The organism is Gordonia sp. i37, from assembly GCF_002043085.1.
GTDB classification, from domain to species: Bacteria; Actinomycetota; Actinomycetes; order Mycobacteriales; family Mycobacteriaceae; genus Gordonia; species Gordonia polyisoprenivorans.
The window spans coordinates 1-19,653 of record NZ_MVPX01000531.1 but is presented as its reverse complement, the minus strand read 5'-3'; the positions used below and the strand labels follow the sequence as shown (position 1 = coordinate 19,653).

Annotated in this window: 18 protein-coding genes and 1 pseudogene; 10 read left to right on the top strand and 9 right to left on the bottom strand. The window is 65.9% G+C overall.

Translation table 11 applies throughout. The features are described 5' to 3' along the window. Window positions 1-9: 9 nt before the first annotated feature. The 5 genes from B1964_RS26445 to B1964_RS26425 all read left to right on the top strand — a co-directional run bounded on the left by B1964_RS26445 (window position 10) and on the right by B1964_RS26425 (window position 5,335). Window positions 10-687 (top strand): YqgE/AlgH family protein, encoded by a 678-nt coding sequence (locus B1964_RS26445; protein WP_006368588.1) that lies wholly within the window; start codon window positions 10-12, stop codon window positions 685-687. A 97-nt stretch (window positions 688-784) separates the two neighbouring features. Further along, entirely contained in the window at window positions 785-2,839 is a 2,055-nt protein-coding gene (locus tag B1964_RS26440) for a CocE/NonD family hydrolase (protein WP_079931927.1), read from the top strand. A 33-nt stretch (window positions 2,840-2,872) separates the two neighbouring features. Next, the gene (locus B1964_RS26435; protein WP_253194209.1) at window positions 2,873-4,072 is read left to right on the top strand and encodes an ATP-binding protein; all 1,200 of its coding nucleotides are present in this window, start codon (window positions 2,873-2,875) and stop codon (window positions 4,070-4,072) included. 269 nt (window positions 4,073-4,341) lie between these two features. Next, entirely contained in the window at window positions 4,342-4,656 is a 315-nt protein-coding gene (locus B1964_RS30795; RefSeq protein WP_139765885.1) for a hypothetical protein, read from the top strand. A gap of 55 nt (window positions 4,657-4,711) precedes the next feature. Continuing rightward, a complete protein-coding gene (locus B1964_RS26425; protein WP_006368586.1) occupies window positions 4,712-5,335 on the top strand; it encodes a DedA family protein in 624 nt (207 codons plus the stop codon). Window positions 5,336-5,447: 112 nt separating this feature from the next. On the opposite strand, the gene B1964_RS26420 is transcribed toward B1964_RS26425, so the two are convergent. Then, window positions 5,448-6,455 carry a bile acid:sodium symporter family protein gene (locus B1964_RS26420; RefSeq protein WP_079931925.1) on the bottom strand — a complete coding sequence of 336 codons (1,008 nt, stop codon included), beginning with the start codon at window positions 6,453-6,455 and terminating at the stop codon, window positions 5,448-5,450. 8 nt (window positions 6,456-6,463) lie between these two features. Then, entirely contained in the window at window positions 6,464-7,000 is a 537-nt protein-coding gene (locus B1964_RS26415; RefSeq protein ID WP_079931924.1) for an SdpI family protein, read from the bottom strand. Window positions 7,001-7,113: 113 nt separating this feature from the next. On the opposite strand from B1964_RS26415, the gene leuS reads away from it, so the two are divergent. Beyond that, on the top strand, window positions 7,114-9,990 hold the full coding sequence (leuS, locus tag B1964_RS26410) for a leucine--tRNA ligase (protein ID WP_079931923.1): 2,877 nt from the start codon (window positions 7,114-7,116) through the stop codon (window positions 9,988-9,990). A 14-nt stretch (window positions 9,991-10,004) separates the two neighbouring features. Here the strand turns inward: leuS and B1964_RS26405 are convergent, their stop codons facing one another. Further along, the gene (locus tag B1964_RS26405) at window positions 10,005-10,331 is read right to left on the bottom strand and encodes a metalloregulator ArsR/SmtB family transcription factor (RefSeq protein WP_079931922.1); all 327 of its coding nucleotides are present in this window, start codon (window positions 10,329-10,331) and stop codon (window positions 10,005-10,007) included. 76 nt (window positions 10,332-10,407) lie between these two features. On the opposite strand from B1964_RS26405, the gene B1964_RS26400 reads away from it, so the two are divergent. Beyond that, a complete protein-coding gene (locus B1964_RS26400) occupies window positions 10,408-11,460 on the top strand; it encodes an SDR family oxidoreductase (protein ID WP_079931921.1) in 1,053 nt (350 codons plus the stop codon). Window positions 11,461-11,496: 36 nt separating this feature from the next. Here the strand turns inward: B1964_RS26400 and B1964_RS26395 are convergent, their stop codons facing one another. Further along, complete coding sequence (locus B1964_RS26395; RefSeq protein ID WP_020172943.1) at window positions 11,497-11,832, bottom strand: TfoX/Sxy family protein; 336 nt, start codon at window positions 11,830-11,832, stop codon at window positions 11,497-11,499. A gap of 71 nt (window positions 11,833-11,903) precedes the next feature. On the opposite strand from B1964_RS26395, the gene B1964_RS26390 reads away from it, so the two are divergent. Further along, window positions 11,904-13,100, top strand: a complete 1,197-nt coding sequence (locus tag B1964_RS26390) for an acyl-CoA dehydrogenase family protein (RefSeq protein ID WP_079931920.1) — start codon at window positions 11,904-11,906, stop codon at window positions 13,098-13,100. Window positions 13,101-13,141: 41 nt separating this feature from the next. Here B1964_RS26390 and B1964_RS26385 read toward each other — a convergent pair whose 3' ends face one another. Further along, on the bottom strand, window positions 13,142-14,011 hold the full coding sequence (locus B1964_RS26385) for an RDD family protein (protein WP_079931919.1): 870 nt from the start codon (window positions 14,009-14,011) through the stop codon (window positions 13,142-13,144). An 83-nt stretch (window positions 14,012-14,094) separates the two neighbouring features. Between B1964_RS26385 and B1964_RS26380 the strand changes: the two genes are divergently transcribed. Then, window positions 14,095-15,102 (top strand): stage II sporulation protein M, encoded by a 1,008-nt coding sequence (locus tag B1964_RS26380; RefSeq protein ID WP_079931918.1) that lies wholly within the window; start codon window positions 14,095-14,097, stop codon window positions 15,100-15,102. Between the two features lie 5 nt (window positions 15,103-15,107). Beyond that, window positions 15,108-15,617, top strand: coding sequence for an N-acetyltransferase (locus B1964_RS26375; RefSeq protein WP_079931933.1), 510 nt, complete (start codon window positions 15,108-15,110; stop codon window positions 15,615-15,617). Here the strand turns inward: B1964_RS26375 and B1964_RS26370 are convergent. From B1964_RS26370 to B1964_RS26355, 4 genes and pseudogenes are all read right to left on the bottom strand, one after another. Continuing rightward, window positions 15,590-16,879, bottom strand: a complete 1,290-nt coding sequence (locus B1964_RS26370) for a PE-PPE domain-containing protein (protein WP_079931917.1) — start codon at window positions 16,877-16,879, stop codon at window positions 15,590-15,592. The two genes, B1964_RS26375 and B1964_RS26370, sit on opposite strands and share 28 nt — an antisense overlap. A gap of 186 nt (window positions 16,880-17,065) precedes the next feature. Continuing rightward, complete coding sequence (locus tag B1964_RS26365; protein WP_079931916.1) at window positions 17,066-18,358, bottom strand: DUF58 domain-containing protein; 1,293 nt, start codon at window positions 18,356-18,358, stop codon at window positions 17,066-17,068. Further along, entirely contained in the window at window positions 18,358-19,359 is a 1,002-nt protein-coding gene (locus B1964_RS26360; RefSeq protein ID WP_079931915.1) for a MoxR family ATPase, read from the bottom strand. The genes B1964_RS26365 and B1964_RS26360 overlap by 1 nt, the downstream gene beginning before the upstream one ends. Then, a pseudogene (locus B1964_RS26355) lies at window positions 19,356-19,653 on the bottom strand (DUF4350 domain-containing protein); the annotation flags it as partial. The pseudogene B1964_RS26355 and the gene B1964_RS26360, both read right to left, overlap by 4 nt.

Here is a 19,653-nt window from a genome sequence, read left to right as displayed (position 1 = left end):
TCTCATGCGATGATGGATGTCGTGGACGGCGGTGACAGCGCAGACGATCTCACCCCCGACCGGCCCGAGCGCGGCGTCGGCGGTGGCGGCGGAGCCGCGGATGCGGCACGAGACATCGAGTCGGCCAACAGCATTCGGGCCGGCACGCTCCTGCTCGCGTCCACCGATCTGCTCGAACCCACCTTTGCGCGCACCGTGATCTATGTGATCGAGCACAATGACGCGGGCAGTCTCGGAGTGGTCCTGAACCGGGTGAGCCAGACCGCGGTCCACAACGTGATGCCGTCGTGGACCGATCTGGCCGCGCAGCCGCGGGCGCTGTTCGTCGGCGGCCCGGTCAAACAGGATTCGGCCCTGTGTCTCGGCGTTGTCCGGCACGGCGCCGACATCTCCGGGATCGAACAGATCCGGCCGGTCAGCGGCCGCGTCGCCCTCATCGACCTCGACGCCGATCCCGAGCTGATCGGGCCGGTACTCGAGGGCCTTCGCATCTTCGCCGGATACGCCGGCTGGGGGATCGGTCAGCTCGACGCGGAGATGGCCCAGGACAGCTGGATGTTGGCCTCGGCGCTCCCGCGCGACATCCTCGCCCCGTCGACCACCGACATCTGGGCCGACGTGCTGCGCCGCCAACCATGGCCGTTGCCGTTGTTGGCCACCCACCCCGTCGACGTCACCGGGAACTGAACGCCGACCTCGGACAGGCGATCCTGCGGGATCGGTGACACGCCTCACAGGTCTTGCTAGGCTCTCGTCCGGTCACATCTCACCGGGGGGGACGGCGATGCGGGTACGGGAAGTTCGGGTACGGGGAGTCGTCATTGCGGCGGTCATCGCGATCGTCGCATTGCTGACCGGTCCGAGTCTGGGAGCGGCAGGAACGGCGCACGCGGCCACCGGCCCCGACGGCGGAGCCCCGGCCAAGCGGTGGCTCGCCTCGCACGACGGCCCGCAGCCCTACGCCGACGTCAACACCCAGTGGGACGTCCCGATCCGGATGAGCGACGGCACCATCCTGCGCGCCAACGTCTACCGCCCGGCCAACGCGGCCCGGATACCGACGACGGCCAAGACTCCGGTCATCGTGACCATGACGCCGTACACCAAACTCGTCTCCGCGATCACCGCGGCTGCGTTGGCCAACCCGGTGCTGGCGCCGCTGGCCGTCCAGGTGGCCTCGGCGATCAACTTGTCTGGCACTCCGATCGACGGCATCAACGACGTCGCGCACCTGATCCGTGATCAGGGACTGCGCAACTTCTCCGTCGACTTCGATCTCGTGCGCAGCGGTTATACGGTGGTGGTCGTCGACGTCCGCGGAACCGGCTTCTCCCAAGGGGATTGGGACGTCTTCCAACAACGGGAGCAGCAGGACTCCGTCGAGGTCATCGACTGGGCCGCCAAGCAGAAATGGTCTGACGGCAAGGTCGGCATGTCTGGCGTCTCCTACTCGGCGATCAACCAGATCCAGGCCGCCAACAAACATCCCGAAGCCCTCAAGGCGATCTTCCCGGTGGAACCGGGCGGCGACCTGATCCGTGACATCGTCGCACCGGGCGGCGCGCTCGGCGTCGGATTCCTGCCGCTGTGGCTGACCCTGGTCAATTCCACCAAGCTGGTTCCCAACGTCGCGTCGATGCTCAACGGCACCTTCGACTGGACGTGGCTGGCCGACCGCCTGCGGGACCCGTTCACCTTCTTCCCGCAACTCATCCAGGCGCTGACCGTCCCGGACATCGCGTCGATCCCACCCCAGCTAGGCGATCTGCTGAGCCCGAATTCCGGTCCGCGTACGGCCTGGCAGGACCACGCCGACACGATCACCACCCCGACGCTCATCTACGGCGGATGGTTCGATCTGTTCACCAACTCCGAGGTCGCGATGTACAACAAGATCCCCCTCGCGCCCGGACGTAAGCAGTTGATCATGGGCGACGGCTACCACCTCACGATCGGCGGTGGGCAGGGCCGGCCGGGTACGCCACCACGTCTCGACGTGCTGCAGAAGGCGTGGTTCGACAAGTGGCTCAAGGGAATCGACAACGGGATCGACCGCTACGGCCCGGTGAACCTCAAGCAGGTCGGCGACCGGTGGATCACCGCCTCCCAGTTCCCCCGTGCGGGCATGACCCGTCAGCGCCTCTACCTGGATGATCGGCGCTCGGGCACGGCCCCGTATGCGCTGGGCGACGGCAGTTTGGGCACCGGTGTCCCGGCGACCCGCGGCCGGATGACCGTGGCGCCGGGACTTGCGACGCTGTGTTCGCGCGACTCCGCACAGCAGATGGCCGGCCTGACCGCGATCTTCCCCGACTGCGCCGACGACGCACGGATCTCCGAACGCAACGCGCTGAGTTTCACCAGCGCACCGATGACCACCACCCGCAGCGTCAGCGGCTACGGCAACGTGCATCTGAACACCGTGCTCGACGCCCCGGACGGTTACTGGACCGCGACGCTCAACGACGTCGCCCCGGACGGCACGTCCAAGGTCATCAGCTCCGGGCAGGTGGTCGCGTCGCTGCGCGAATATGACCGTAGCCGTTCGCAGTTCGCGCCCAACGGGGATGTGATCGATCCGTTCTACACACTCACCCTCGACACCCGCCACCCCGTGACGCCGGGTAAGTCGGTGGGCATCGACATCGGACTCCTACCGACGGAGGCGCTGATCGGCAAGGGTCACCGGCTGCGGATCGACGTGTTCGCGATGAACCTGCCGCGCGGGCTCCCGCTGCGGCCGCTGCTCAACGATTCCGGGCTTCGACCCCAGCACATCGAGCTGGATCCGAGTAGCCCCAGCTTCGTGAACCTGCCCCTGTCGGCACCGCTCGACTAGATTCTCGTTTGCGCCCGCTGATTAGACTGTCCGGTGAAAGAAGATGACATAGGTCAGCGGCGGGAGGCCACAGTGCGGATCGTGCATGTTCACGCGAGCAACTGGCGCAACTTCAAGACGCTTGACTTCACCATGCAATCGCGCCTCTTTGTTGTGGGACCAAACGCAGCGGGGAAGTCCAATCTGATTGATCTGTTCCGGTTCCTCGGTGACATAGCCCGACCGGGAGGCGGCCTGGCGGCTGCACTAGGTAATCGAGGTGGTTTATCAAAGGTACGGAGCCTCTTTGCCCGCAATCATGAAGGTGGCCGCCTAATCGTTGAGCTTGAATTGGAAGAAGGTAACGATCGGTGGACTTACCGGCTTTCTGTCAAAGGCGAGGGGCGTGGGAAGAACAGGCCTTTAATAGCCGAGGAAAAGGTAATCAAGAACGGTAGTGTGATCCTTGACCGGCCAAACTGTGACGATGACAATGATCCCGAGCTCCTCACTCAATCACATCTGGAGCAAATAGCGGCCAATCAGAGTTTTCGTGCTCTAGCGGATTACTTTGTGAAGGTTCGTTATTTCCATCTTGTCCCCCAGATAATCAGAGAACCTTCGCACTATGATTTGCCTGGCGAGTTCGGCGGGGATTTTATCGCTCAGATGAATGCGGTGGCGCCGAAGACAAGAGATGCGTGGTTACGGCGGATGCAGGACGCACTGCGGGCAGCAGTACCGGAGTTCGAATCGCTGGAGATTGCGGTTGACCATTCTGGCAGACCGCATCTAATGGCGGGATACAAGAACTGGCGCAAGAATCCGGCGCGTCAGTCGGAGGCGGAGTTCTCGGATGGGACTCTTCGGCTGATTGGATTGCTGTGGACCATGGTCAGCACTCCAGCGAATGGCGGGGTCCTGCTTCTTGAAGAGCCGGAACTTTCTTTGAATGCAAGTGTTGTACGAAAAATTCCTGCAATGCTTGCGGTTACCCAGCGGGCTAAAGACTTACAAGTGGTCCTCTCCACCCATGCTCCCGAACTTCTCGATGACGAGGGTGTCCATAGTGACGAGATCCTGGTTTTGCGCTCCGCCAAGGAAGGTACGGAAGCGATGCTGCTCTCGGATTCGCGTGACGTAGCCGAGGAGGTCGCGGCCGAGCTGCCGAAATCTGACATCGTTCAGGGAATGATCGATCCACGAGATTTGTCAGGTCTGGTGGCGGTCGGGAAAGATTCGAAGACTCGGTGATGAATATAGTTGTCGAGGGGGCTTCGGATGAAGGAATGGCGCGTGCGCTCGCGCATCACTGTGGTGCGGAGGTATCGAAAGTTATTGTTAAGGGTGGGAAAACGCGCCTGGACCCACTCATAGCAAACTACAATCGCGCCGCTCTGCGCGAGCCCTGGGTCGTTTTTCGCGATTCAGATTCTGTGTGCCCAGTCGACTTGCGAAGAGCCCTGCTGGCTCCATTAACGGAGCCGATATCACCGCTTTTCCAGTTGAGAATTGTAGATCCGATGACGGAAGCATGGCTCCTGGCCGACGGCGCAGGCCTCGCCTCTTACCTTAAGGTAGCCCGGTCGAAGATCCCAAGGGATCCGGAGTCACTGCAGCATCCAAAGCAGACATTGCTGGCGCTCTCCAGCAAGTCTTCATCACGTGAGATCAGAGAAGAGGTGGTGAGGCTTGATGGCAAAGCAGGGCCGCTGTATACAGATCATCTCAATGAGTTCGCGCTGCGACACTGGGATATAGATGTGGCCGCCGAGCACAGCGCGAGTCTGCGCCGTGCGATGGTGCGGGTGAGAGAACTGGGCGCGGTGAGCGGGTGAGTAGAAGAACGTTGAAACCTGGTATCCGGATATGTGATCCCTCTGGTCTCGGCTGATGCACGCCTTCGCCGACTGGCTCATCGGGGTCATCGAGTCGGTTCCCTCCTGGGCGGTCTACCTGATCGCTGCGGGCATCGTCTACCTCGAGACGGCCCTGCTGATCGCCGGTCTGGTGATGCCGAGCGAGGCGGTGCTGCTCGCGGCCGGGGTCGCGGCAGCGGTCGGCTCCACCAACATCGCCTGGCTGGTGGTCGTCGTCGTGTTGTGCGCGGTCGCCGGGGATGCGACCGGGTATTGGCTGGGCCGGGTCGGTGGGCAGCGGCTCAAGGAGTCGGGGCTCGGGCGCCGATTCGGCGAACAACGCTGGGACAACGCCCAGCAGCGTCTGGAACGATCCGGCCTGCTCGTCGTCGGCACCGGCCGCTGGGTCGGGTACGTGCGGACGATTGTGCCGCGGATGGCGGGCATCAGTCGGATGAGTTTCGTGCGGTTCGGCATCGCTGATGCGATCGGCGCACTGACGTGGGCGTCTGCGGTGCTGCTGGCCGGCTATTTCGCCGGGGCGGTGCTCGGTGCGACGATCCTGCTCTACGCCGTGATCGCCCTCGTGGGTGTGGTCGCGGCCTTCTACGGCGTCAGCTGGGCGGTGCACCGCTGGCATCGCGGTGACATCGGCTGAGAGCCGACCGCTCGGGGAAGGCGAATACAGATTCCACCGATTCGGCGCGACACGCCGTGGAATCGGGGTCGGTGGCCCGCTCCGGTGGAAGCTGTATTCGTACCCGACGCTCTCAGCCCGGTTCCGACCCGGATTCGGCGGCATCGAGGGCGGCGGCCTCGCGACCGTAGCGGGTGGCCAACCACGAGCACATGATCAGCTGTATCTGGTGAAAAATCATGAGCGGCAACACGATCAGGCCAACCACCGACCCGCTGAACAACACCGTCGCCATCGGCAGACCGGTCGCGAGGCTCTTCTTGGTGCCGCAGAACTGGATGGCGATGGCGTCCTCGCGGTGGAAGCCGAGCCGTCGTGGCAGCCATCCGGTCAGCCACAGCATGAACGCGACGAGCACGATCGCGACCACCGCCATCGCCACCACCTGCCACACCCCGACGATCGACCAGATGCCGTTGCGCACACCCTCGCTGAACGCGGCGTAGACGACGAGCACGATCGACCCGCGATCCACGTACTTCGTCGGCTCGGCGAATCGCTTCAGGATCGGCGTGACCAGTGGCCGGCACAGCTGGCCGAGGATGAACGGCACCAGGATCTCCAGCAGGATCTCCAGGACCTGCGAGCCGGTGATGTGCACACCGTTGGTGCTCGACATGAGCACCACGACCAGCACCGGGGTGAGGACGACGCCGAGTAGGTTCGACGCCGACGCACTCACGATCGCGCCCGCGACATTGCCCCGGGCCATCGAGGTGAACGCGATCGAGGACTGCACCGTCGACGGCACCAGGCACAGATACAGCAACCCCGATGTGAGGTCGTCGCCGATCACCGGCCGCAGCAGCGGTTGCAGCGCGAGCCCGATGAGGGGGAACACCACGAAGGTGAAGGCCAGGATGATCAGGTGCAGGCGCCAGTGCGTCAGCCCCTCGAGTGCCTGCCGGGGGTGTAGTCGGGCGCCGTAGAGGAAGAACAGGAAGCCGATGGCGACCACGACGACCCAGTCGAGGACGTCGGCGAATTGGCCACGGGCCGGCAGGAAGGCCGCGGCGACGACCGCTGTGAGGATCGCCAGGATGAACCCGTCGATCGGCGAACGGCTCAGCAGGGAGCGCATGCGGTCGCTCAGCGCTGGGCGGTGTCGGCTGCCGGTTCGGCCGCGCACACACCACGCAAGGTGCATGATGCGCAGCTCGATTCGCCACACTCGTCGGCCGGGCCCTGCGCGTCGGTTTTCGCCGCATCCGTCGCGGGGGCGGTGTGGTCATGGGAGCCGGCATCGGCAGAACAGCATGAGCAACCCGAGTCGTCGTCGGGGTCGACCGCCCAGCGCGCCGCGCGCACCCCGTAACCACTGACCACGCCGACCACCACCAGCGCGGCGAGCAGGGCGGCGACGGCGAACAGGAACGACCACGTGCCGCCGACACCGAGCGTCAGCAGGCCGCCGGCGATCAGGATCACCGCGGCGCCGAGGGTGCCGGGGGCGGCCACCTTGTTGGCCAGCGCGAAGGCCTCGTCGGAGACCAGCGTCTCCGGTGCGCGAACGCCGAGCCAGCGGTTGCGTCGCAGCGTGCCGCGCAGACCGGCGACCCCGACCGCGACCCACACGAGGGCCAGGACGAACACGCAGATGGCGACGACGACGGACAGAACGCTCACCCGACCACCATACGAGCTGGGGCAGGCAGGGGCGAAACTCGCCCGCGGACTCCGCGCGCGAGTGGGGCGAGTGCCGCTGCAGTGTGCCTCGGGCCACCATTTACGCTGGTGGGGTGACTTCAGCGGATACCTCGACCCCACCGGCCCAGGGCACCCATCGCTACACGGCCGAACTGGCGGGACAGATCGAGCAGCGCTGGCAGCGGAACTGGTCCGACCGGCACGCCTTCGAGGCGCCGAACCCGGTAGGGCCGCTGGCCGGTGATCTCAGCGCCTTCGGTGGCGGCGCTCCCGACTCGCCCGAGAAGGTCTTCGTCCAGGACATGTTCCCGTATCCCTCGGGTGCGGGTCTGCACGTCGGACATCCCTTGGGGTTCATCGCCAGCGACGTGTTCGCGCGGTATCAGCGGATGATCGGCCGCAACGTCCTGCACACGATGGGCTTCGACTCCTTCGGCCTGCCCGCCGAGCAGTACGCGGTGCAGACCGGTACCCATCCGCGTACCACCACCGAGGCCAACATCGAGCGCTACCTCGGTCAGATCCGCCGGCTCGGGCTCGGTCATGACGAACGACGACGCGTGGCGACCACCGACGTGGACTTCTATCGCTGGACGCAGTGGATCTTTCTGCAGATCTACAACGCCTTCTACGACACCGAGCAGCGCAAGGCGCGGCCGGTCTCCGAGCTGATCGCCGAATTCGAATCGGGTGCACGCACTCTCGATGGTCACGACAAGCTCGACGGACGGGACTGGGCCGACCTGTCACCGGCCGAGCGCAACGAGGTCGTCGACTCCTATCGTCTGGTGTATCAGAGTGATTCGCTGGTCAACTGGTGTCCCGGGCTGGGTACCGTGCTCGCCAACGAGGAGGTCCCCGCCGACGGTCGCAGCGACCGCGGCAACTTCCCGGTGTTCCGTAAGCACTTGCGGCAGTGGATGATGCGCATCACCGCCTATTCCGACCGCCTCCTCGACGACCTCGAGGACCTGGATTGGCCGGAGAAGGTCAAGACCATGCAGCGCAACTGGATCGGGCGTTCCCGGGGCGCGCAGGTCCGCTTTGCCGCCGGCGGCACGACGATCGAGGTCTTCACCACCCGCCCCGACACGCTGTTCGGCGCCACCTACATGGTGCTCTCACCCGAGCATCCGCTCGTCGACGAGCTGACCGCCGACGCCTGGCCCGACGGCACCGATCCCCGATGGACCGGTGGCGGTGCCGACACCCCGACCGCCGCCATCGCGGCCTACCGCACCGCGATCGCCGCCAAATCGGATCTCGAGCGGCAGGAGAACAAGGAGAAGACCGGCGTCTTCACCGGCACCTACGCCACCAATCCCGTGGACGGGCGCGAGATCCCGGTGTTCATCGCCGACTACGTGCTGATGGGCTACGGCACCGGGGCGATCATGGCGGTGCCCGCTCACGACGGTCGTGACTATGAGTTCGCCACCGTCTTCGGCCTGCCCATCCTGGAGGTCATCGGATCCGAGCAGGGGGTGGCCACCGAGCCGTTCGTCGGCGATGGGCCGCTGGTCAATTCCGGTTTCCTCGACGGTTTGCGCGTCGACGAGGCCAAGGCCGCGATCATCGCGTGGCTCGAGGAGCGCGGCGCCGGCGCCGGCACCATCCAGTACAAGCTGCGCGACTGGCTCTTCGCCCGCCAGCGGTATTGGGGCGAACCGTTCCCGATCGTCTACGACGCCGCCGGTCAGGCCCACGCGTTGCCGGAATCGATGCTGCCGGTGGAACTCCCGGAAGTCGACGACTACGCGCCGGTGTCCTTCGACCCGGAGGACTCCGGATCCGAGCCGTCGCCGCCGCTGGCCAAGGCGACCGAGTGGATGACCGTCGAGCTCGATCTCGGTGACGGTCTGCAGACCTACACCCGCGACGCCAACGTGATGCCGCAGTGGGCGGGCAGCTCGTGGTATCAGCTGCGCTACATCGATCCCACCAACGACGAGACGTTGTGCGCCAAGGAGAACGAGGCCTACTGGATGGGCCCGCGACCGGCGTTGCACGGGCCGAACGATCCCGGCGGCCTCGACCTCTACATCGGTGGCGTCGAGCATGCCGTGCTGCACCTGCTGTACTCGCGCTTCTGGCACAAGGTCCTCTTCGACCTCGGTTATGTGACCAGCCGCGAGCCGTACCGAAAGCTGTTCAATCAGGGCATGATCCAGGCCTACGCTTACACCGACTCGCGCGGCATCTACGTGCCCGCCGAGGAGGTGACCGAGCGTGACGGGAAGTTCTTCTACAACGGCGACGAGGTCTCCCAGGAATACGGGAAGATGGGGAAGTCGCTGAAGAATTCGGTGACCCCCGATGACATCGCCGCCGACTACGGCGCCGACACCCTGCGTCTCTACGAGATGTACATGGGGCCGCTCGACCAGTCTCGCCCGTGGGCCACCAAAGATGTTGTGGGACTTCAGCGATTCCTGCAGCGGGTGTGGCGTCTGGTGGTCGACGAGGAGACCGGCGCGGTGCGGGTCACCGACGCCGAGCTCGATGACGTGACGAAGCGGTTGCTGCACACGACGATCGCCGAGGTGCGAGAGGAGTTCGCCGGGCTGCGCTTCAACATCGCGGTCGCGGCGCTGATCAAACTCACCAATCACCTCACCAAGCAGTTCGAGGGCGGTGCCCCGCGCGCCGCCGTGGAGCCGCTGGTCACCATGCTCGCCCCGCTGGCCCCGCACATCGCCGAGGAACTCTGGCACCGCCTGGGCCACGGTGAACTGCTGGTGCGCGGGCCCTTCCCGGACGCCGACCCGCGGTGGCTCGTCGCCGACACCGTCGAGATCGCCGTGCAGGTGAAGGGAAAGGTCAAGAGCCGCATCACCGTTGCCGCCGACGCCGACGAGGCGACGCTCCGTGAGGTGGCGCTGGCTGACGAGAAGATCGTCGCCCTGCTCGACGGGGAGCCCCGCAAGGTGATCATCGTGCCGGGGCGACTGGTCAACATCGTTCCGTAACGGCAAGCCGAGTGTCAGATGATCTCGGGCAGAAGCTGATTGAGGCGCGCGAGGGCATCCTCATTGCGTCGGTAGTGTGACCACTGGCCGATCTTGGTGCAGTGCACGAGGTCTGCGCGCTGTAAGACCGCCACATACTGCGAGACGGTCGACTGCGATGCACCCATCCGGGCTTGAATGTGCTTGAGGCAGACGCCCACTTCGCTTGCGGGTTCGAGTTGGGGCGGGAAACTTTCCGGGTCGCGCAGCCATCGCATGATCGCCATCCGCTGCGGATGTGCGATCGCCTTGAGGGCGGTGACCACCCACTCGTCGGTGTCGACCAACTCTCTGTCGCTCATCACTCCAGCATATCTGCTCATCGCGATCTTGTGATATACATTCATCGTAAAATCACGATCTAGCGATGGAGGCTTCATGTCGGTACGCGGGAACGCTCTGGTCATCGGTGCACGGGGGGTCATCGGCGGCAACCTGGTCGAGCACCTGGCAAGCACGGACAACTGGGATGTGGTCGGGATATCCCGACGTGGCGCAGAGAACCGGCCACGCATACGCCACGAGCGCGCAGATCTCCTCGATCTCGACTCCACGCGGGCCGCGATCGGTCGTGCCGCGGAGACGACGCATCTGTTCTACGCCGCCTACCAGGACCGTCCGAACTGGTCGGAACTCGTCGAACCGAACGTGACGATGCTGCGCAACGTCCTGGATTCGGTGGATCTCCTACCCGCCTTGGAGCACGTCAGCCTGATGCAGGGCTACAAGGTCTACGGGGCTCATCTCGGCCCGTTCGCGACCCCCGCCAGGGAGAGCGACCCGCCGCACATGCCCCCCGAGTTCAATGTCGATCAGCAACAATTGCTCGAGCGACGGCAGCGTGGACAGAGCTGGTCGTGGTCGGCGATCCGCCCGTCGGTCGTTGCGGGAGTCACCGTGGGCAATCCGTTGAATATCGCGATGGTGCTCGCCGTGTACGCGTCGATCAGCAAGGAACTCGGAATCCCACTGCGCTTTCCCGGCAAGCCGGGTGCCTACTCCAGCCTCATCGAAATGACCGACGCGGGCCTGCTCGCGCGCGCCACCGAATGGGCGGCGACGACTCCGTCGGCCGCCAACGAGGCCTTCAACATCACCAACGGCGACATGTTCCGGTGGCAGCGCATGTGGTCGGTGGTCGCCGACTTCTTCGACATCCCGGTCGCGGATCCGTTGCCCATGTCGTTGTCCGAGGTGATGGCCGACAAGCAGCAGGTATGGGACGCGATGGTCGCCGAGTACGAACTGGAGCCCACCCCGTACGAGGACGTCTCCTCCTGGCAATTCGGCGATTTCGTGTTCGGCTGGGACTACGACGTGATCGCCGATACCTCCAAGAGCCGACGCGCCGGATTCCATGACTACATCGAGACCGATGCCATGTTCACCAGGATCTTCGAGCAACTCCGGGAGCGCAGGCTCATCCCCTAGTGCTTCGGGGGCTGCAGTCTTCGGCACTCCAGTAAGTCAGTACTTCGGCGGCAGCTTGCGCGCGTAGTCCGATCCGAGGGTGACCCATCGGCTCAACTGGCGCTCGGTGCGCACGCCGTCGTCGCCGACGCGGAGCCAGCCGCGTGTCTCGCGGCCGGACATGATCATCGGCTCGGTATGCGGATACTCCAACAGCGCCTCGGTCTCCTCGGGTGGGACCCGCACCATGAGTCCACCGCGGGAGCTCGCGGCCAGTGCCATGTTGCCGTTGATGAGGAAGGCGAGCCCGCCGAACATCGGCTTCTCGTCCACATTGCTCTCACCGCTCAGCAACGCGCGGATACGAAACGCGAGTTCATCGTCGTAGGCCACCACTAGAGGGTAGGCATCAAGCGCGGAACAGTGGGCTGGACAGCATCTTACTTCTGAGTAAGATAGCCCGCATGGCGATCAACCTGGAGCTCCCGAAGAAGTTCGATTCGGCGGTCGAGCAAGCCCACCTCGCGGCCGAGCACATCTTCCGACCGGTCTCGCGCAAGTACGACAAGGCCGAGCACGAATACCCCAAGGAACTCGACGACCTGGGTGCACTCGCCAAGAAGGCGCGAGAGGCGGCCAAGGAGTCGGACAAGTCGGGTGGAACCGATGCCGATGCGGGCACCGTCAACGGCGCCAACATCCGTGGCGTGCTGCACGGCGTCGAGATGGGTTGGGGCGACGTCGCCCTGATGCTGTCCATCCCGTACCAGGGATTGGGCAACGCCGCGATCTCCGCGGTGGCCACGCCGGAACAGCTCGAGAAGTTCTCCGGTGTCTGGGCGGCGATGGCGATCCCCGAACCGAGCTTCGGCTCCGACTCGGCGGCGGTGTCGACGACGGCCACACGCGACGGCGACGATTACGTCATCAACGGCGAGAAGATCTTCGTCACCGCCGGCTCCCGCGCCGACCACGTGGTCGTCTGGGCGACCGTCGACAAGAGTGCCGGTCGCGCCGCGATCAAGAGCTTCGTCGTGCCCCTCGACGCCGACGGCGTGAGCGTGGTGCGTCTCGAGCACAAGCTGGGCATCAAGGCCTCCGACACCGCGGTCCTGCGGTTCGAGAACGCGCGTGTGCCCGCCGAAAACCTGCTCGGCTCACCGGAAGTGGAGACCAAGAAGGCCTTCGCCGGGGTCATGCAGACCTTCGACAACACCCGCCCGGTGGTCGCCGCGATGGCCGTGGGACTCGGCCGGGCCGCGCTCGAAGAACTGCGCAGCCTGCTCGGCGACGCCGGCCACACCATCGACTACGACGCCCCCGCGGCCACCCAGCATGCCGCGGTCGCCGAGTTCATCCGGCTCGAATCCGATTGGGAGGCTTCCTGGTTGCTCGCGGTCCGGGCGGCCTGGATGGCCGACAACAAGGAGCCCAACTCCACCGAGGCGTCGATGTCGAAGGCCAAGGCGGGCCGCACCGTCACCGACATCACCAACAAGGCGGTGGAACTCGGTGCGACCGCGGCATTCTCGGAGACCATGCTGCTCGAGAAGTGGGCTCGCGACGCCAAGATCCTCGATATCTTCGAGGGCACGCAGCAGATCCAGCAGCTGATCATCGCCCGCCGCATCCTCGGCAAGTCCAGCGCCGACCTCAAATGACCGACGGGTCCATCGGCCGCCGAGGCGGATGACCGGAAAGCTCAGCGCAGCAAACGTGTTCGCAGCCGGTCCTCGCGGGCCAGCCGTGCGGTGTCGCGTTCGCGTCGTGCTGCCATGACTGCGGCGAGGACATCCTCGGCCGGCGCCTGCGGCGGAGGAGCGGGCGCGACGTACGGCGCGATCGCGAAGATCAGACGCTCCGCGAGAGCCGAGCGCGCCGCCGGATTGTAGCCCTCACGACGATTCAGGAACTGCCGTACCGACACCGCCAACGGGTCCGGGAGAGCGGCGATGTCGGCTGTGCTCGCCCACGGGGCCAGTGGCGGCGGCATCGGGATCGGTTCGGGCAGCGTGATCTTGAATCGTTCGCGGATCACGTATGTGCCGGCGACGAGGTCGCCGATGCGTTTGTTGCGGCGGTTCACCGCCGCGCAGATCATCGCCGGGACACCGAAGAACGTGTAGATCTCGATCACGCCGATCATCGCCCGGGTCAGGGCGTGGCGGAATCGGATCGGGCCGGCGTCGTCGCGCACGGTCCGCAACCCGAGTATCACGTGCCCGAGGGTTTTCCCACGCGTCAGTGTCTCCCACGTCGTCGGCACCGCGGCGAATGCGATCACCGTCGACACCGTGAGGCAGGCGCCGAACAACGCGTCGTCGACGTCATAGGCCAGCTTGAACGACAGGTAGATGCCGAGGATCAACACGAGGTAACCGAGGATCAGATCGATCACCCCGGACAGAATCCGCAGCCCGAACGAGGCGGCAGGCAAGTCGAGGGCGACGGCCTCACCCGACACCTGGTCGTCGCGACCGACGCCGACCGTGCCGACCGCGCCCCGACCCCAGGTGACCGGCGGATACGGCCGCACCGGATAGGTCATCTGCTGCGGATACATGCGCCACACTCTAGGCCACCACGCCGAGAGCGGCGTCGATCAACCGGAACACATCGCCACTCCTCGATCCTCTCGCGTTCTAAGCTGTCGAGGTGGATCTCGATGCCTACGTGAGCGACAAGCGACCGACCTGGGAGCGGCTCGAGCAGCTCACCAAGCGCCGCAGGCTCTCCGGGGCGGAGGCCGACGAACTGATCGACACCTACCAGCGGGTGGCCACGCATCTCTCGGTCATCCGGTCCACCGCTCCCGACGCCTCCCTCGTCGGCTACCTCTCGGCGTTGTTGGCCAAGGCGCGGACCCGATCTGCGGGTGTCAAGGAGAGCAGTTGGGCGATCGTCGGCCGCTACTTCGGTCGGACGTTCCCCGCGGCGTTGTATGCGATGCGCTGGTGGTGGCTCAGCGTTCTGATCGTGTCGTTCGTCGGGATGTTCGCGATGACGTGGTGGTTCCTGGACCATCCCAGCACCGAGACCGCCTTCGGCAGCCCGGCCGACATCGAGCGACTCGTCGACAACGACTTCGCGAACTACTACACCGAGAACGCCGCGACGTCGTTCGCGTTGCGGGTGTGGACCAACAACTTCTGGCTCGCCGCCACCTGTATTGCATTCGGCGTCTTCGGTTTTCCGATCGTCATGGTGGTGTGGAGCAATATCCTCAACGTCGCGGTCACCGCGTCGATCATGATCCGGCACGGCCGCGCCGACGTGTTCTTCGGCTTGATCACCCCGCACGGACTGCTGGAGATGACCTGTCTGTTCGTCTCCGCCGGGGTGGGTCTACGGGTCTTCTGGTCATGGATCGCGCCCGGCCCGAAAACACGGATGCAGTCACTGGCCGAGCAGGGTCGCGCGGCGATCGGCATCGCGCTGGGATTGGTTGTCCTACTGCTGATCACCGGGCTCATCGAGGCGTTCGTGACGCCGTCGGGGTTACCCACCTGGGCACGTATCGGCATCGGCGTGTTCGTCTGGGTGGGTTTCTTCGTCTACGTGTTCACCGCAGGCCGGTGGGCCTACAACGACGGTGAGCGCGGCGACATCCCCGATGTCGACCGCGGTGACAGTGCAATCATGGCGAGTCGAGACGGACGGTGATACCGGTGCAGATTAGGTGTGAGTCGTCCGAAGTACGTCCGGCGATCCGCGAGGTGGTGCGGGCGGCCTTCGGTTCGGCCGACGGCCCGGAGGTGCCTGTCGAGGTGCCGCTGACCGACGCGCTATTCAACGATGTGGGCTACCTGTCGGGTCTGTCGCTTGTCGGTGTCGTCGACGATCGGGTCGTCGGATTCGTCATCGGTACGCGAGGCTGGGTTGGTCGTCACCCAGCGGTGGGAATCGGCCCGCTGGCCGTCCATCCCGACATGCAGGGCCGCGGCGTCGGCAGTGCGTTGATGAATGCACTCATCGACTCCGCACGCGAACAGGGAGAGACGCTCTTGGCGCTACTGGGTGATCCCGATTACTACGACCGCTTCGGTTTCCGGGAGGCCGCCAATCTCGGAGTTGGCTCACCAGACCCCGACTGGGGCAGACATTTCCAAACCCTGTCGATCACCGCCGACGCGCCGACCGGGACCTTCCGTTACGCGGCGCCCTTCGACGAACTCTGACCCGTAACGCCGCCGGAATCCGTTGACGTCGCGTCGGATGCGCGGTGCCTGCCGACATAGCCGGTGGAGTCCGACTGCGTAGGACCAGATGCTGTCGGACTCGACGAGACTCCCGAACCCGGCGACGCCGCCGGACCGGTGGGATCGATGTTCCAGGACGAGGTGTCGGTAGCGGTCGTGCTCGGCGATTCGGCGGTCCCCGGTTGCGTCGCGTCGGCCGGTGTGGACGTGCTCCGCCTGGCCGTCCCAAGAGCTGCTGCGGCGCTGGTCTTTACCCGGTAGCCGACCGATGTCGACGAGGGCGCCGGCAACGACGTGGGCGTGAGCACGGTCTGTGCGGTGGCTCGCGGTGCCGCGGCATCCTGCACGGTCGTATCGGTCGATGTGGACGGTGTTGGCACCGTGCCGAAGACGCTGTTGATCGTCGCCTGTGCCGCAGGGTCGTCAGACAGGGTGACGTAGCCACTGCGGCTGTAGCCGGCGTCGACGATCACCTTGAGCGGACCGTTGAGCTGGTCGGCCACACTATTCAGGCCCATCATCCGGAGTGGTTCCAGCAGAGGGAGATTCGCGGTCGGTACGAGGACGTAGGTGGTGCCGCCGACGGTCTGGACGAGATTGTTCGGGTCGTCGACGTCGACCCCGGTGTAGTCGGTGTGCACCAGGAAGTAGCCGGCGATCGCGTTGGCCACGGCGAGCCCGTTGAGCGGGTTGTTCGGCCAGTCCGATTCGGCGTCGTACTCGCGGGAGATGTCGATGACGGTGTACCCGGTGTCGGTGGGCGTCGCCGATCCGGCACCGGAGGTCGGTGCCAGACCGTTGAGCCCGCGCTGCGGATTGCCGAGGAGCACGAAGGTCAGATCCGATGCCGGTGGGGCGCTCGGCGAGCCAGCGGTGTCCTGCAGCCACGTCGTCGCGATCATGCCGCCCTGCGAGTAGGCGAAGACGATCTTCTTGCCCGGCGTCGTCGCGATATCCGTGGTGAGAGCCGTGACGCCCACTTGCAGTGCGGCACCGCCGATCGCACCGGACGGATAGACCACCACCTGACACGTATTCGGCGAGTGACAGAGTTCGCCTCGGAGCTCCTGTGGCATGGGAGTGCTCACGATGGAGGTGTTCCCCGCGACTGTCAGCACGGTCGACGCCAGGCGCACGTTCGCCGGGGACAAAGTCACCGATGCGGAATCCGCGGCATCGACCCCAGCATTGACCCCATGACCGGCCGCGACGGCCGCAGCGATCAGAGACAGTGCGGCCACCGATATGGGGGAGCTGAGGTGATTCGGGCGCAACGGATTTCCCCTCCTGAGCAAACCCCAACCCGCCCCGGACGCTACACGATGATGGTGTGCAGGTGGCGAGTAGCGATGGCTGTCAACCAGATTGGGGCGTCTGACAACCAATAGGGGAGTTAACAGACCGGGTTGGGGAACGCACCGACTGGTTCAGAGCAGACCGCGCGACTTGAGGGTGAGGTAATGATCGGCGAGCGCCGCCGGCAGATCTGCCGGGTCGGCGTCGACGACGTCGACGCCCAGGCGCGACACCGCCGATTCGGTGCGTCCGCGAAGGGCCAGGGTGCGGGCGGCAGCGGCGGCGTCGTAGATGTCGGCCGCGTCGTCGCGCAGAGCAGCCATCGCGGCGAGCTGCGGGTCACGGACCGATCCGATCACCACCTTGTACCGCTGCGCCAGCACCGACAGCGGTGCCAGCATCGACTCCTCGATGGCCGCCGGCTCCAGGGGCGTCAACAACACGAGCAGCGCTCGTTGCCGGGTCAGTGTGCTCACCTCGGCGGCCAGCAGCGGCCAATCTGCTTCCAGTAGGGCCGGTTCCAACGCCGTCATCGCGCTGACGAGATCACCGAGCAGGGTGGTTCGCGACGCGCCGACCACGCGCCGGTGGACGACGCGATCACCGGCGATCAGATCGACGCGATCACCGGCATGCGCGGCGAGGGCGGCCAGCAGCAGGGCCGCGTCCATCGCCGCGTCGAGACGCGGAGCATCACCGATGCGGCCCGCGGAGGTGCGTGAGGTGTCCAGCACGATCACGATGTGGCGGTCCTTCTCGGGCTGCCAGGTCCGCACCACCGTCGACCGTCGCCGGGCGGTGGCGCGCCAGTCGATGCTGCGCACGTCGTCGCCGTCGACGTAGTCACGCAGGGAGTCGAATTCGGTGCCCTGCCCACGAATCCGCACCGCCGAGCGGCCGTCGAGCTGACGGAGCCGGGCGAGCCGGGACGGCAACAACTTTCGGGAGTCGAACGGTGGCAGTGCACGAATGGAGCCGGGTACGGCATAGCCCGATTGCCGCCCGGCCAGTCCGAGCGGACCCATCCGCCGTACCGTCACCCGATGCGTGAGCCGATCCCCCCGGCGGGTCGGCCGCAGCCCGGTCACCAGCTGTTGCTGCTCGCCGGGCGCCAACGACACCGCGTGCACCGCGTTCACCGCGCCCGCCGACGGCTGCCACGAATCGTTGATCCGCGCCCGGAACCGGCGGCCGGTCACGTTGTGCGCCATCAGAACCGAGCTCCCGGTCTCGCCGAGGCGGATGGGCGCCGACGGAAGCCGGTAGAGCCGCAGGGTTCTCGTCGACCCGGCGGCGATCAGATCGACGACCATGAGGACCACGCATCCCAGGACCCACAGCAGGGCCACCCAGTAGCGTGGGTAGGCGATCACCGGGATCGCGCCCGCCACCACGAGCGCGAAGAACCGGCCGGTGAGCACCATCAGCGCGGCACGGGCACCGAGGCGATGGCGGCGTCGAGGACCGCCGCCACCGACACGCCTTCGAGCTCGGCCTCCGGTCGCAACGAAAGGCGATGTGCCAGAGTCGATTGGGCCAGCGCCTTGACGTCGTCGGGTGTGACGAAGTCCCGTCCGCCCAGCCATGCCCACGCCCGGCTGGTGGACAACAGGGCGGTGGCGCCGCGCGGGCTGACCCCGAGCGCGAGTGACGGTGAGGTCCGGGTGGCCCGGGCGATGTCGACGATGTACGCCGCCACCTGCGGGGCCACCGCAACGTGCCGGACGGCATCGGCGGCGGCGACGATGTCGGCAGCGGAGGCCACCGGTCGCAGCCCGGCCGCTCCCAGATCCTTCGGGTCGAATCCCGCGGCATGCCGTGCGAGCACGGTGATCTCGTCGTCACGGGGTGGGACGGGCAGGGTCACCTTGAGCAGAAAGCGGTCGAGCTGCGCTTCCGGCAGGGGATAAGTGCCCTCGTACTCGACGGGATTCTGGGTCGCCGCGACCAGAAATGGGTCGGGGAGCGGGCGGGGCACACCGTCGACCGAGACCTGCCGCTCCTCCATCGCTTCGAGGAGCGACGCCTGCGTCTTGGGTGGTGTCCGATTGATCTCATCTGCCAGAAGGAGATTGGTGAACACCGGCCCGGGCCGGAAGGTGAACTCGGAGGTGGCGTTGTCGAAGATCAGCGAGCCGGTGACGTCACCGGGCATCAGATCGGGGGTGAACTGCACGCGTTTGGTGTCGACGGACAACGCTGCCGCGACCGAGCGCACCAGCAACGTCTTCGCCACGCCCGGAACACCTTCGAGAAGGATGTGGCCGCGGCACAGCAATGCGATGAGGATACCGGCGACGGCCGGATCCTGACCCACGACGGCTTTGGCGACCTCGCCGCGCACCGCGCTCAACGCGGCACGCAGATCACGGGGCGGGGTGTCGGTGGGGGAGTACGTGGAAGCGGCGGGTGTCTCGGGATTCATGGTCTGCGGAGGACTTCCTTGTCGAGGGCGGTCAGGGCGTCGGTGAACCGAACCAGGTCGGGATCGGTGGTCGGCAGCGGGCCGGCGAGTAGAGCGCTCACCTGCGCCGGGTCCCGGCCGGTGGCGTCGGCGACGGCCGAGATGATCGCAGCCAGAGCGGGATCGGTCGAGGACGTGTGGACGTCCGGCTCGTCGAGGGTGTCGAGAGCATGGCCGGGGTCGTACGGCAGTCCCAGATACCCGGCGATCCCGGCGATGGTGCGCACACGCAGCACGGCCGCCGCCCGGTCGGCG